Origin of the sequence: Acinetobacter sp. BHS4 (assembly GCF_018454425.1) — a bacterium.
Classification (GTDB): domain Bacteria; phylum Pseudomonadota; class Gammaproteobacteria; order Pseudomonadales; family Moraxellaceae; genus Acinetobacter; species Acinetobacter pittii.
The window spans coordinates 1,041,980-1,056,423 of sequence record NZ_CP075323.1 but is presented as its reverse complement, the minus strand read 5'-3'; the positions used below and the strand labels follow the sequence as shown (position 1 = coordinate 1,056,423).

General features: G+C 38.6%; 13 protein-coding genes. 4 read left to right on the top strand and 9 right to left on the bottom strand.

Annotated features, from left to right (window positions below; genetic code table 11):
• Nucleotides 1-15 precede the first annotated feature (15 nt).
• The 3 genes from hemL to KIP84_RS05070 form a co-directional block, all read right to left on the bottom strand.
• Nucleotides 16-1,314 carry a glutamate-1-semialdehyde 2,1-aminomutase gene (gene hemL / locus KIP84_RS05080; protein ID WP_174723862.1) on the bottom strand — a complete coding sequence of 433 codons (1,299 nt, stop codon included), beginning with the start codon at nucleotides 1,312-1,314 and terminating at the stop codon, nucleotides 16-18.
• Nucleotides 1,315-1,356: 42 nt separating this feature from the next.
• Nucleotides 1,357-1,968 carry a thiamine phosphate synthase gene (gene thiE, locus KIP84_RS05075; protein WP_174723864.1) on the bottom strand — a complete coding sequence of 204 codons (612 nt, stop codon included), beginning with the start codon at nucleotides 1,966-1,968 and terminating at the stop codon, nucleotides 1,357-1,359.
• Nucleotides 1,969-2,083: 115 nt separating this feature from the next.
• Complete coding sequence (locus KIP84_RS05070; RefSeq protein ID WP_174723866.1) at nucleotides 2,084-2,467, bottom strand: DUF962 domain-containing protein; 384 nt, start codon at nucleotides 2,465-2,467, stop codon at nucleotides 2,084-2,086.
• A gap of 165 nt (nucleotides 2,468-2,632) precedes the next feature.
• Between KIP84_RS05070 and KIP84_RS18965 the strand changes: the two genes are divergently transcribed.
• Complete coding sequence (locus KIP84_RS18965) at nucleotides 2,633-4,096, top strand: CYTH and CHAD domain-containing protein (RefSeq protein ID WP_213689437.1); 1,464 nt, start codon at nucleotides 2,633-2,635, stop codon at nucleotides 4,094-4,096.
• Nucleotides 4,097-4,131: 35 nt separating this feature from the next.
• Here KIP84_RS18965 and KIP84_RS05060 read toward each other — a convergent pair whose 3' ends face one another.
• Nucleotides 4,132-4,764, bottom strand: a complete 633-nt coding sequence (locus tag KIP84_RS05060; RefSeq protein ID WP_213689436.1) for a hypothetical protein — start codon at nucleotides 4,762-4,764, stop codon at nucleotides 4,132-4,134.
• 107 nt (nucleotides 4,765-4,871) lie between these two features.
• Between KIP84_RS05060 and KIP84_RS05055 the strand changes: the two genes are divergently transcribed.
• A complete protein-coding gene (locus KIP84_RS05055) occupies nucleotides 4,872-5,255 on the top strand; it encodes a DUF3144 domain-containing protein (RefSeq protein ID WP_002118682.1) in 384 nt (127 codons plus the stop codon).
• Between the two features lie 61 nt (nucleotides 5,256-5,316).
• Here KIP84_RS05055 and KIP84_RS05050 read toward each other — a convergent pair whose 3' ends face one another.
• The 4 genes from KIP84_RS05050 to KIP84_RS05035 form a co-directional block, all read right to left on the bottom strand.
• Entirely contained in the window at nucleotides 5,317-8,079 is a 2,763-nt protein-coding gene (locus tag KIP84_RS05050; RefSeq protein ID WP_213689435.1) for a pitrilysin family protein, read from the bottom strand.
• A 122-nt stretch (nucleotides 8,080-8,201) separates the two neighbouring features.
• The gene (locus KIP84_RS05045) at nucleotides 8,202-9,017 is read right to left on the bottom strand and encodes a PhzF family phenazine biosynthesis protein (protein ID WP_032012346.1); all 816 of its coding nucleotides are present in this window, start codon (nucleotides 9,015-9,017) and stop codon (nucleotides 8,202-8,204) included.
• 151 nt (nucleotides 9,018-9,168) lie between these two features.
• Nucleotides 9,169-10,563 carry an L-cystine transporter gene (locus KIP84_RS05040; RefSeq protein ID WP_213689434.1) on the bottom strand — a complete coding sequence of 465 codons (1,395 nt, stop codon included), beginning with the start codon at nucleotides 10,561-10,563 and terminating at the stop codon, nucleotides 9,169-9,171.
• A 208-nt stretch (nucleotides 10,564-10,771) separates the two neighbouring features.
• Nucleotides 10,772-11,653, bottom strand: coding sequence for a LysR family transcriptional regulator (locus tag KIP84_RS05035; RefSeq protein ID WP_002118709.1), 882 nt, complete (start codon nucleotides 11,651-11,653; stop codon nucleotides 10,772-10,774).
• 96 nt (nucleotides 11,654-11,749) lie between these two features.
• Here KIP84_RS05035 and KIP84_RS05030 point away from each other — a divergent pair, with 96 nt between their 5' ends.
• Nucleotides 11,750-12,928, top strand: a complete 1,179-nt coding sequence (locus tag KIP84_RS05030; RefSeq protein WP_213689433.1) for a YbfB/YjiJ family MFS transporter — start codon at nucleotides 11,750-11,752, stop codon at nucleotides 12,926-12,928.
• Complete coding sequence (locus KIP84_RS05025) at nucleotides 12,925-13,050, top strand: hypothetical protein (RefSeq protein WP_170249472.1); 126 nt, start codon at nucleotides 12,925-12,927, stop codon at nucleotides 13,048-13,050. Before KIP84_RS05030 ends, KIP84_RS05025 begins: the two co-directional genes overlap by 4 nt.
• Nucleotides 13,051-13,090: 40 nt before the next feature.
• Here the strand turns inward: KIP84_RS05025 and icd are convergent, their stop codons facing one another.
• Nucleotides 13,091-14,347, bottom strand: a complete 1,257-nt coding sequence (icd, locus tag KIP84_RS05020; protein ID WP_086376714.1) for an NADP-dependent isocitrate dehydrogenase — start codon at nucleotides 14,345-14,347, stop codon at nucleotides 13,091-13,093.
• Between the last annotated feature and the right edge of the window lie 97 nt (nucleotides 14,348-14,444).

Genomic DNA, 14,444 nt, shown 5'->3' with positions numbered 1-14,444 from the left:
CACGGGCTTTTTTGCTTACTTCATTTCAGCGAATGTTTCTTTTGCAGCCTGAATCGTAAATTCAATATCTTCATCAGAATGTGCAGATGAAATAAAGCCTGCTTCAAATGCTGAAGGTGCCAAGTTTACCCCACGCTTTAACATGCCATGGAAGAACTTTTTGAAAGCTTCAATATCACATGCCAACATTGAGTCAAAGCTTGTAATATCTTCTTGGTTAGTAAAATAAAGACCGAACATTGCGCCAGCTTGCTGAGTCTTAAATGGAATACCCGCTTCATCAGCTGCAGCTTGTAAGCCTGCAAGTAACTTTTCAAGTTGAGCAGATAATTTGCTGTAAAAGTCAGGTTGGCGTAAATGTTTAAACATTTCAATACCAGCACGCATAGCAAGTGGATTACCAGATAATGTACCTGCTTGGTATACACCGCCTAAAGGTGCGATGCATTCCATGATTTCACGCTTACCACCAAATGCACCAACAGGCAGACCTGCACCAATAATTTTACCTAAAGTCGTTAAATCAGGTTTAACGTTATAAACTGATTGCGCACCGCCTAAAGCAACACGGAAGCCTGTCATTACTTCATCAATAATGAATACAGATTTATATTCATCACAAATATCACGAATGGCTTGTAAGAAACCGTCAATTGGTTTCACCATATTCATGTTACCCGCTACTGGTTCAATAATAACACCCGCAATTTCATGACCAAATTTTACAAAGCATTCTTTTAATGCAGCAATATCGTTGTAAGGTAGCGTTAAAGTATGTTTAGCAAAATCAACAGGAACACCTTTCGAAGTCGGCTCACCCTCACCTAAAGTAAGTAAGCCCGAACCTGCTTTTACTAACAGTGAGTCAGAGTGACCGTGGTAGCAACCTTCAAACTTCACAATTTTGTCACGGCCCGTATAACCACGCGCTAAACGAATAGCGGTCATGGTCGCTTCCGTACCTGAGTTAGTCATACGCACCAATTCAATTGATGGCATGATTTCACAAATAATATCTGCCAATGTTGTTTCGTGTACGGTTGGTGCGCCAAAACTTAAGCCATCTTCTGCTGCTGTTTGTACAGCCTTAATAATCTCTGGATGAGCATGACCTAAAATCATTGGTCCCCAAGAACCAACATAGTCAACATAACGCTTACCATCGACATCCCATAAATAAGCACCTTTGGCTTTCTCAATGAAAACCGGTGTTCCTCCAACGCCATTAAAGGCACGTACCGGAGAGTTCACACCACCTGGAATGTGTTTGCTGGCTTGTTTAAATAACTGTTCTTGCTTTGGAGATAAACTCATGGAAATGCTCGTCTTAAATATCTAAAAAATAATTTTGAAAGCTTAAGAAAATAATTGTGCCCAGGCCTGTACACGGGCAGGAATTTCAGCAGTTGATCGGCCTAATATATCACTAATGACTGCACAGAGGTCAGCCCCAGCCTCAATCACAGGTTTTGAGTTTTCAACAGTTAAACCACCAATAGCACAAATTGGTAAATCATATTGGGCTGCTGCTTGCTTAATTACTTCAATACCCACATTACCTGCTTCAGGTTTTGTAGAAGTTGCATAGACCGCACCAAATGCAATATAAGTCGCGCCATCTGCAATTGCTTTTTGCGCAAGTTCTAATGAGTTCAGGCAAGTACGGCCAATAATCACACCTTCTGGTAATTGCGATGTTGCATCGGTAATTTCACCGTCACTTTGACCTAAATGCACACCTAATCCAAACTGAGCAGCCAGTTTCAGATCATCATTAATCACAAAAGGAACCTGATATTTTTCACACAATAATTTGATTTGTTCGACTTCAGCAGGTTGGTCTGCTTTGTCTATTTTCTTACGGCGGTACTGTAAAATTGCGACCTGACGAGTTGCGAGTGCGGCATCTAGTTTTTCTAATAATAGTTGGATTGGGTCATCGTTGGTAATGAGGTATAAACCGCGCATACTCTACTCTCGCTTTAAAAAACTTCGCTAGTATAACGGATTTATAGATCATCATAAGTACCGATTGATATAGGCTTAACAGTACCAATCGGTATATTAAGAATAGAAAGTAAAATTAACTTGGTATTTTATCGTGCTTACGGTCAATCAAACTTAATCGACCAGTCGCTACGTCAGACAGCATTCGCCAATCAGAAATAAAGCTATAGAAAGGTTGTTTAAAACTGGCAGGTTTATTTTTTTCAAACACAAAATGTCCAACCCAAGCATTTGCGTAGCCTGCTACCAAACCATAGAGTACATATTTGGTTTGCTTCTTACGGACTGCTTTTGAAAAAAAGTATAGACCAATGCTACTGCCCACCACGTGTAAGCGTCTGCTCATAATGTTACGGTGTTCAGTTAAATAAAAACGATAAAATTCCTGATAATTTTTAATCGGCAATTCAAACTCTGGCTGAGCTTCATGGCTAAAGTTTACTGGTGCATTCACGATCATCTTCCTGATTTTTATTTGATCAAAACGTCACCTGATTGTACACCTAAATAAAAGTGTAGCGTCATATGTTTGATTGTAACTTTCTCTATCAAAACCATTATTTTTAGAGCTAAGCTATTATACTTATTCAAGATAGTCTAAATACCTGATTCAGGGAGATATATTATGGTCGAAGTCGAACTAAAGTTTCAGTTACCTGAATCGAAGAAAAAAACTGTCCAGCAATACTTAAAAAAACATAAAGCAAAGAACATTCACTTACAGGCAAAGTATTACGATACGCCAGATCGCCTACTTGCAAAAAATGGTATGGCCTTACGTTTACGTAAAGAAGATGATCAATGGGTACAAACATTTAAAGCCGCAGGTCAAAGCCATCTCCACCGTGTTGAAGAAGAAACTCATTTAGGCGTTTGTGACCAAGAACCTGACTTAAACCTTGAGTTATACCAAGATAATAAAGTGGTAACTGATTTAATTAAGGCGGCCTTAGGAACGCAAGCTGAAAAACTAAGTTTGCAGTTTGAGACTGATGTACAGCGCACCTATCATGTGTTTGAAGCAGATAATACAGCGATTGAAGTTTGCTTAGATGATGGTGTCGTAAAAACAGCAGATGCACAAAGTGTAATTTGTGAAGTCGAATTTGAACTCAAGCAAGGGGCTGTGAAAAGGCTAATTCAGTTTGCGCAGCAATGGATTAATCGTTACTCACTTTGGCTTGATGTAAGAAGTAAAGCCGAACGTGGCAACTTATTAGCACTAGGGCTAGCTGCCTCACCTGCTGTTCATGCTAAAAGTCTGACATTAAATAAAGATATTACTGCTGAACAGGCTCTAAAAAAGATTGTCGAAAACTGTTTAGGGCAATTCTTACCAAATATGGCTGTCATTGCCGATGGAGTTGCCGAAGCTGAGCATATCCATCAGGCACGGGTAAGCTTACGTCGTTTACGCAGTGCGCTTAAACACTTCTCTGGCTGGTCAGGCGAGCTAAATCCTGTTTGGGAAGAACAAATTGCTGAGCTTTTCCGTAAACTTGGAGACACTCGTGATGAAGATGCGATTCGCACCGAAGTGTTACCTATTATTCAACAACACGGTTCACCTGAACTTTTACTACCAGTTTCAGCCCTGCCCTCAAAAGAACTCTCAACAATCTTTACCTCTGCGGACACGATTAAGCTATTACTCGATTTATTAGCATTTGCTTATTCAGAAGAAGATTCATACAGCAAAACAGGTGGATTAAAAAAACACATTAAAAAGAGTTTAGATAAGTTACATCATAAAGTGATTAGTAATGCTGACCATTTCTCTGAGCTTGAAGTGACTGAACAACACAAAATAAGAAAGCAAGCTAAGCAGTTACGTTATTGTGTTGAGTTTATTTCGAGTCTTTATCCAAATAAAAAAGTACAGCAATATTTAAAACAGCTACAACCTGTGCAAAATACCCTAGGTCAATATAACGATTTGTTTATTGCAGAAGGTATTTTTAACAATGTGGTTGAACAAGATCCGTCTTTCTGGTTTGCCTTAGGTTGGGTCAAAGCCAAACAGCCACAATTACAAAAGCGCTCAGCAAAAGCTTTACAGGCTTTTAGTGAGGTTGAAACTTTCTGGTAATTTATAAAAAGTCGCTGTAAACGTGCAGCGAATTTTTATCGGTATTTACCAAATACTTTCCATACACCGTTATCTGCTAAGGGATCACTATAGCTATCGCTGCGTTGCTTTCTTGGCTTATCACGAGCATCGACCAGTTTAAAATGCTGCTCAACCCCTAGCACGATACTATTGGTATAAAACCGTGAACGTGTATATTCGCTTTGTCCATGCTGGAATACATAGGTTCTTAAATCGATGAATTCACGGTGAGCAACCAGAGCCGCGGTATCATCACTTTGCAACCATTCTTGCATCGTAAATATCTGGTCTGTTTCAAACTGCCCGCATTTTTCAATAAGACTCGCAACACCGCGGAAAGTTTTAGATTCTTTTGCACGTGTTTTATTAATCCGAATTCGGTCTACATGAAAAAAGAATAGCGGTAAATTTAAATGGCTTGGTAGATGAATGGCATCTGGTAATTCATCTTCCATAAATGGCTGAAAAAGCTCTTGTGCCCTTTCAATTAGCCCCTGCCATTGACGGTAATAATTTTCGACTTCTTCTTGCAAGCCATAATAAATCGGCAATCCTTCAACATGCTCTAAATATTGGGGTGGGAAAACATGCTGGCGTAATAAAGCAATATCTGTTTTTAAACTTTGAATCGCAATTGCATCTTGCATATGAGTCTCTCCTACCAATACTTAGGCTATTTACAGACTAAGTCAAAGGTTTTGTTTCCGCAAGCGTTTGCCTATAATAAGCAGCTCTATTTTTGCGGGAATAAGTCATGTCTCAAAAGATTAATGCAACAGATATTACTGAAGAAGAAGCGTTAAATGCGGTTTTCTTTGAGCGTGCGGATGAATTTATTAAACAAGCTAATGATTTTTGTCGCCCGCCAAAAGATAAAAAAGTTGATCCAGCTGAGCTACGTGGTCAAGTGAGTGCTGCAATGTTATTTGCTACTGCCCGCTTCAATACATGGGTAGCAGCAAATAACTTTAAAGATGGTAATGAAATGCGTGATGCAAAAGATCAGGTTATGTCTTACCTTCTTCAGCAATTTCAGATGATGCTTGAAGATAACTTCGATGAATATTGTGAACAATTCGAAAATTATTTACGTTTCCGTAAAAATGAAGATTTTCACGCGCACAAACATGATCATTAATATGATTTAAAGACCCAAATAAAAAGCCACATTTGAGTGGCTTTTTATTTGCGAGAAGACTTTATTTCTTTGCTGCCTGACCATATTGATCAGCCATCACTTCGACCAAATGTTCAGGTTTAATATACTTCTTAATTACTCTGTTAACGTCAGCAACAGTCAATTTAGTTAACTCTTGATCATGACGAATTCGGTCTTGCAATGTTTTGTTTGTTTCAAGCTGTAGATTTAACATGCCATGAATATTACGTTCATCTTCTAAAGCCGTAACTCGTTTCTTCATGATATCTGCTTTAGCAGCTTCAAGCTCTTGCTCAGTTACCCCATTTTTAACCAAGTCATTTAACACTTTGTGTATTGAAGCAGACACTTGTGCTGAGCGACCTGAAGTATAATTTGCACTAATACTCAAAGCTCCTACATTCGTGTCACGATCAAGTTGCAGCCCACTTCCAAAACCATAGACTAGCGCATTTTTCTCACGAAGCTCTTGAGCCAAACGTGATGAAATTTGAGACTCACCTAAAATATAGTTCATTAAAATGAGAGCAGATGCATCTGGATGGTTTTTCCCAACTGGAATTGAAAGGACACTTTGGTAGCTACCAAATTCGCGCTGCTCAGACAGAACATGAACTTGCTGTGCTGGAAAATCAACGTGATCAATCAAGATTTTTTGATATGGTTGCTTACCGTTCCAACGACCAAATTCCTGATTCAGTAATTTCTGCATCTTCTTCGCATCAAATTCGCCTGTAATGGCAATTTGAGCATGGTTCATTGCAAAGAAACGCTCATATAACTCTTTCACTTGCTCTTGAGTTGCGTTTTTCAACTGCTGTTTTGCCAGTTCAGGTTCGAAGTGATAACGCAAATCACCCGGTTGATATTCTTCAAGTAAACGTGAAAGTGTTAAACCCGCCACTACATCTGGCTCGGTATAAGGACGATCTAGGCTTGATAAACTTTGCGATTTAATTAAATCAAATTGAGATTGTTCAAATTTCGGATTTTTCATCACATCAAGAACAAACTTGAAAAACTCATCAAATTTTTCTGATTTAGACTGAATATTAATGGTCATGCCATTGCCGTCAGCACTTGCATAAGCCGCACCGCCTGCATCAATTGATTTATCGGCAATATCTTGCAAACTGTATTTATCAGAACCACGGAGCAATAAGTATGAGGTTAGATCAACTACTGTACCTTTATTAAATAAAGATTTTTCTGTTCCGAAGTCCATCGTAATCGTTGCATAAGTACGATCATCGCGTGTTTCAACTGGGAATAAAGCATACTTCATTCCATTTTTTAGTTTTCCACGGATAATTTTTTTCTCATTGCTTTCAACATATTGCTTAGAAGTTTTTAAAAACTCAGCAACTTCTTGTTGATATACCTTCGGATCTTTTAAAGGCTCGGCCTTTGCTTCGACCTGATCTAGAGTTTTAGGTGTCTCTTTTGAATTTTGCTGTTGCGCTTTTTTCTGGTCTTCAGGTGTTGGCAAAATATCGCCATCAATACGATGATCAGCCACAAGGAACTGTTTTAAAGTTTGATTCACATCATCTAGCTTAACTTTTTCTACAGAATCTAAATCTTTAAAATATTGATCCCATTGCCCGCCAGCGACGGTGTAATCACTTAACCGTGACCCAAGTGCTACCGCATCTTTCGTGATTAAGTCACCTTGAGTTTTCATTAAACTTTTAACACGATTTAATTCAACTTCAGTAAACGGCTTCCCTTTTTCAATGCCTGCTAACAAAGAACTTTCAACTTTTTTAGGGTCATTACTTGGTGAATAAATAGCGCCTAGAAAAACCACATTAAAATCTTGGTCTAACCAAGTACTAGCTTCAACATTTGTGGTAATACCTGTTTCCACCATATTTTGGTATAGGTGACCACTTGGTTGCATGGTATATAACAAAGGAGCTAAAGCGAGTGTCGGCTGAATTTTGGTATTTTTACCATTCATATAGATATGGAATTTAGCCAGATCACTGCCCTTTTTCACCATGAATTGACGATTTCTTATTTTTGTAGAGTCAAGCACAGGAATCTGTACAGTTTTAGGAACCGCTCTTGCCGCAATTGGACTAAAATATTGATCTATTGTTTTTAAGACATCAGTCTTATCAAATTTACCTGAAATGACCATAACAGCATTATTAGGTGCATACCAGCTACGATAGAACTGGTTTAATTCAGGCATTTTAATCGATTTAAGTTCAGGCAAATCACCAATCGGTAAACGTCCTAAATATTGATTACCGTAGGCTGACTTCCACATTTGATCCATCAGCACAGCAAATGGCTGATCCATGCGAACTTCACGTTCACGCTTTACGATTTCAATTTCGGAAGGAACAAACTTTTCTTGAAGAACTAATTTATCCATACGCTCAGATTCAAGATACAGTACCTGATCAAGCGCGGTTTTTTCTGGACGAACGATATTGGTATATTTTGTTGAATAATAATCAGTGCTGGCGTTTGTCATCAATGTATATTGATCTAAACGACGCTGGAATTCTTCCCCTTTAACATTTTGTGTCCCCTTAAAAGCCAAGTGCTCAAGCAAATGAGCTAAGCCACTTTTACCTTGCGGGTCATTTAATGAGCCTGTTAAATAAATGGTATTAATAAAGATTTTATTTTCTTTGTCATTCGGTGCAAGCACAATCCGAAAACCATTATCTAATTTATATTCCTCAATATTTTGCTTACTTTTTACTAGTGTAGTTTGTGCCCAAGACGCAGCACTTAAACCAAGAATACATAGGGAGAGTGTCAGTTGTTTAAACTGCATAAACATATAAATACCAATTAATTTGAATAATAAAAAATCAATAGTTGTGGGACTATAGTAGGAAATTTGAACTAACTTTCATAGTAAAGTTTTGAAAAAAAAGCCGTTTATTTAAACGGCCTTATATTTTAAGGAAAAATTTCAGCTTGCATATAAAGCTTCCCATATCCTGAAACTTCAATACGTTCCTGATTCAGAACATTGCAATACAAAACGCCTCCACGGCTAGAAGCCTGATAAGCAATAATATTATTTTTAGCGAGTTTCTCTGCCCATAATGGCGCTATTGCCGTATGAATTGAACCCGTAACAGGATCTTCTTCGATGCCCGCGACAGGGGCAAAATAACGCGATACACAATCATATTGTTGATCGGCTTTTGAAGTGATGGCAACATCCATCCCTGCAGTGGTAATCGCAGTCCGTTTACCTAAAGCTTTAAGTAAGTTCATGTCAGGCTGCTCATCTAATACGTCCTGCACTGATTCATACTCAACAATGTAGGCTTGAACATTTTGATAAACCGCTTTAAAAGGCTTTGTTAATGCTTGACGTAAAATAGCTGGATAATCTTCAACTTGATGAGCTTTGCGAATTGGAAAATCCATTCTGATTTTACCGTCTTCATCTTGGTGAACCACAAAAAGACCTAAGTTTCGTACATGGAAATTAAGAGTCTTTTTCTCGGTAAAATCTTTAAATAATACAAAAGCACTGGCAAGTGTTGCATGCCCACAGAAATCAACTTCAACTGTTGGAGTGAACCAACGGATTTCATAGTTTTCAGAGTCTATAATTTTTACAAAAGCAGTTTCAGACAAATTATTCTCAAGTGCTATCTTCTGCATTAAATCTGTATCTAGCCACTCTTTTTCAACAACGACAGCGGCCGGATTTCCACGAAATAACTCTTTTGTAAAAGCATCGACTTGATACATTTTCATGATAGTACTCTCTTTTGTAATAGACTCATTTTCGAAAATTATTTAAAAGAAAAACAGATACAGTTTTTTTAAAATTAACATCACAGTGGCAATTTATGCATATAAAAAAAACGGCTCATCCAGAATAGAGAGCCGTTTTTTTTACTGATCTTTAATGATGTTGAGTTAACTCAATTTCATCTTCATTGTTTAATATTTCTTTATCAGTCTGACCCATCAATTGGCTCGTAACAACACCAGCAGTCATTGAACCATTTACGTTTAATGCAGTACGCCCCATATCAATGAGTGGCTCGATTGAAATAAGAAGTGCAACCAACGTTACAGGTAAACCCATTGCAGGAAGCACAATCAACGCAGCAAAAGTCGCACCACCACCTACTCCTGCAACCCCAATTGAACTTAAGGTCACAATACCGACTAACGATGCAATCCACATTGGGTCTAAGGTGTTAATACCCATGGTAGGTGCAACCATCACTGCCAACATTGCAGGATACAAACCCGCACACCCATTTTGACCAATAGTGGCACCAAAAGAAGCAGAGAAACTTGCAATTGATTCAGGCACACCTAAACGACGAGTTTGTGTTTCAATGCTCAGTGGAATACTTGCTGCACTTGAACGGCTAGTGAATGCAAACGTTAAAACTGGAGCAACTTTCTTAAAGAATTTAAGAGGAGAAACACCCGTCATAGTCAAAATAATGGCATGTACGACAAACATAATCGCCAAGCCTAAATAAGATGCAACCAAGAAACCGCCTAGATTTAAAATATCTGCGACGTTTGAACTTGCCACGACTTTGGTCATGAGGGCAAAAACACCATACGGCGTAAGTTTCATCACTAAGCGCACAAGCTTCATTACCCATGACTGCAACGTCTGAATCGCAGTCAGAATACGTTGACCTTTTTCTGCGTCGTCCTTCATTAGGTTAAGCGCTGCTATACCTAAAAAGACGGCGAAAATAACTACACTGATAATTGATGTTGGGTTTGCACCAGTCAATTCAGCAAATGGGTTACTTGGAATAAAGGAAAGAATAAACTGCGGTACACTTAAATCGGTAACTTTACCTACATAGTCTGTATTAATCGCAGTTAAGCGCGCAGTTTCAGCAGCACCTTGCACTAAACCTTTTGCCGTTAAGCCAAACAGGTTAGTAACGAATACCCCTACCAGTGCAGCAATCAGTGTTGTAAAGAGTAAAGTACCAATTGTATAAAAACTGATTTTGCCTAAAGAAGATGCTTGGTGTAATTTTGCCACCGCTCCCAAAATAGACACAAATACCAAAGGCATCACGACCATTTGTAAAAGTTTTACATAGCCGTTACCAACGATATTAAACCAGCTAATAGATTCAGCAAGAATCGGATGGCCACCGCCATAAATCAAATGTAGTCCTAAACCAAACACCACACCTAGAACTAAGCCAGCCAGAACTTTTTTCGATAAGCTCCAGTCCGTTTTACGTGTTTGGGCGAGTAAAAATATTAACCCGACAAAAACCACAATATTGATGATTAAGGGTATATTCATTCCCAAACTCCAAATTATTGCTTGTGTCATCTTTCAAGGGGGCATATTTGACCATAGCCGGCCTATATAAACTACCCTTTTCACCAATTTTATAGCATCAAGATGATTACAAACCTCTGTGAGAATATAAAATGACTTTTTCATACATATATATCACTTTTAATTTATAAATTAAGTTGGATATTTACGTATGAAAATCAATCACAACCTAAGCAACCTTTAATTCAAATTGTTGCTCAATAAAATGAATAAACTGCTTTAAATTGGTTCCCCATGTTTCAGGCGACTGGGCAACCAAGTAGGTAGTAAAATGAGCGGATTCAGTATTAAGTTCAAAACAACTTAATGACACTTTCTCGACTACTTTGTTTAGATATGACTTTGGCAATAAAGCAAAACCAACGCCTAATTCCACACAGCTTACAATCCCGTCCAGACTGCCCATTTCCATAATTTGTGAGGGCGGAACACTGTGATCATTTAAAAATAACTCGATTGCATGACGATAAGAACAACCTTGACGAAAAGCAATAAATCGGGTCTTTGCAAGCTTGGCAACATCTGGAAAGTGAGTTTGCTGTTTCGGACAAACCAAAACCAATTGTTCTTGCCAAACAGGTAAACTATACAACTCTGGAATTAAATATTTAGAAGCAACAAAAGCACAATCGACCTCTCCTTGCTGCACAGCGCTTAACAAATATCGTGTCGGGTGAGTTTGCAACTCGATCGGCAAATTCGGATATTGCTGCATACATTGATTGAGTAATTGAGGTAGACGTATTGCTGCTGTCGTTTCCATACTGCCCAAACGAATGGTTTCGTTCGGGTCAATGTCACCCTCTTGAAAGATTTTTTTCGCTTTATTATGTAGAGCAATCATTTGAACAGCATAACTATGCAGCTGTTGTCCGGCATTCGTTAAAGTCACAGGGTTATTACGATTGAATAAAATAACCCCTAACTCTTCTTCAAGTTTTTTCACATGACTCGTGATATTCGATTGCACCGTATACATTTTTTGTGCAGCCAAGGAAAAACTTCCACTCTCTGCAACAGCTAAAAAAAACTCTAGGGACTTAAGTAACATTTCACTATCTCAAAACAAGATAATTACCATCATATTAAATCATTTTTAAAGATTTATAAACTCGCTTTTAATAATAAAAAAATTGAGCGTCCTCTCATGTCTACGTTTTATCGAATGAGCTTAATTGTCTTTTTGGCAACTTGTTTGGGAATTGGTGTTTTTAGATTTTCCTATACTGCGCTTATGCCCATCATGATCGAGCAGTATCACTGGACTCACGATTTTGCCAGTTACTTAGGCAGCGCAAATTTATTGGGATATCTCATTGGTGCCTTATTGGCGCTGTTGACTATTAAAGAAAAGTACATCTCACCCTTCATCGTACTTTCAGCTATAACGGGCAGCCTTAGCCTACTCTGCTGTTCATTCATGGATATGCCTTTGGTGTGGTTCATTGTCTGGCGTACGATTTCAGGTATTGCTGGCGGCTTACTTATGATTTTGGCGCCTAGCTTTGCAATGAAATACATTCCCACCACGCAAAGATTAAAAGTTAACTTTTTAGGATTTAGCGGGATTGGTGTAGGGGTTTTATCCGCCACTATTATTATTCCTCTACTTCAAAATATGCCTGTTCATTATGTTTGGAATATTTTTGCGGGTCTTTCTCTATTAGGAAGTTTAACTCTTTATCGATTATTAAGTCGTAATACTGTCCAGATTATTAAACCGCAATCGACCTCTCTACAAGCCTCACAAAAATCACGTTTAGGCCTTGTCATTATTATTGCCTATATGTGTAGTGCCTTTGCATATATTCCACACTCTTTGTTTTGGATGGATTATTTATCCGGAACTCTGCATTTCCCATTACAGCAAAGAAATCTATTTTGGGTTCTCTATGGAGTAGGAAGCTGTATTGGTGCACTTGTCGCTTATTGCTTAAGCCGACTAATCGGATATCTACAGGCCATTAAGTGGTTATATATCATTTACTGCTTAGCCGTTGTTTTGCCTTTCCTTTCACATACCGCATCTTTACTGGCCTTATCTTCGCTTTTGACAGGCTTACTAACCCCCGCAACCGTATTTATTAGTTCTTATAGTCTGCTACAGATTTATGAGCAACATTATCAAAAGCTTTGGAGCCTTGCCACCATTGGCTTTGCTAGCACTCAGCTTTTAGGCGGTGTTGTCATTAGTACTTTGCATCATTTGCATTGGTCTTATGCACATCTCTTTCTTTTGGGTGGAACCGTTCTTCTCTTTGCGGTTTGCCTTTTAATTCCCCTACGCCCTTCTTTCATCTCAACCCTCGGAGAAACCGAATCATGAAATCTCTGTTCTTCCCGCTATTTTTAATTGCCTTTGTTCTTGTTATTCAGACCCTAGACCAGAGTTATCAAAAGAAAATCGGCTTTATTAAAACTCCGAAACATCCCGAATTTATGCAATAAAAAAAGCCCTCAGTTGAGGGCTTTTTTAAGGGAAATTTATTTAATCTCCCATATGTTTGATAATTGCATCACCAAATTCAGAACAACGTAACAAGGTTGCACCCGGCATTAGGCGCTCAAAATCGTAAGTTACGGTTTTGGCTGCAATTGCTCCAGAAATTCCTTTAATGATCAGATCAGCAGCCTCTGTCCACCCCATATCACGTAGCATCATTTCTGCAGAAAGAATAATAGAACCAGGGTTTACTTTATCCTGTCCCGCATATTTAGGTGCGGTACCATGAGTTGCTTCATATACTGCAATAGCACCACCAATATTTGCACCAGGTGCAATACCAATGCCGCCTACTTCTGCTGCCAAAGCATCAGAAATATAATCACCGTTTAAATTTAGCGTGGCAATCACAGAGTAATCGGCTGGGCGCATGAGAATTTGTTGTAAAAACGCGTCTGCAATGACATCTTTGATAATGATATCTTTACCAGTTCTAGGGTTTTTAATTTTAACCCATGGGCCACCATCAATTAGCTCTCCACCGAAACGATCAAGAGCCAATTCATAGCCCCATTCTTTAAATGCGCCTTCGGTGTATTTCATGATATTACCCTTGTGAACCAGCGTTACAGAAGGCTTATCATTTTCGATTGCAAACTGAATGGCTTTACGGACTAAACGCTGTGTTCCTTCTTTTGAAACAGGTTTAATTCCAATACCACATCCTTCAGGGAAACGGATTTTTGTGACACCCATTTCTTCTTGAAGGAACTTAATGACTTTTTTTGCCTCTTCAGAATCAGCTTTCCATTCAATCCCTGCATAGATATCTTCCGAGTTTTCACGAAAAATCACCATATCGGTTAATTCGGGGTGTTGAACGGGTGATGGAACGCCTTCAAACCAACGCACTGGACGTACGCAAACATATAGATCTAATTCTTGGCGCAATGCAACGTTGAGTGAACGAATGCCTCCACCTACTGGTGTGGTTAAAGGACCTTTGATTGATACAACAAACTCGCGAAGTGCTTCAAAAGTTTCTTCGGGCATATAGTTGCCATAAATTTTATTGGCTTTTTCGCCGCAATACACTTCCATCCATTCGATTGAGCGTTTGCCACCGTAAGCTTTTAAAATCGCAGCATCTACGACTGCTTTCATTGTTGGTGTAATATCCACACCAATACCGTCGCCTTCAATGAAAGGAATAATTGGATGATTTGGTACGTTCAGTGACAGGTCTGCATTTACTTTGATTTTGTCGCCATCGGCAGGAACCACGATCTTCTGATAACCCATTGTGTAGATTCTCCCTTTTATAATACTTAATTAACTAAAAATAATTATCGATAAACAATACTTTCAACTTTTATTAACGCATAATAGCTTAATCGAA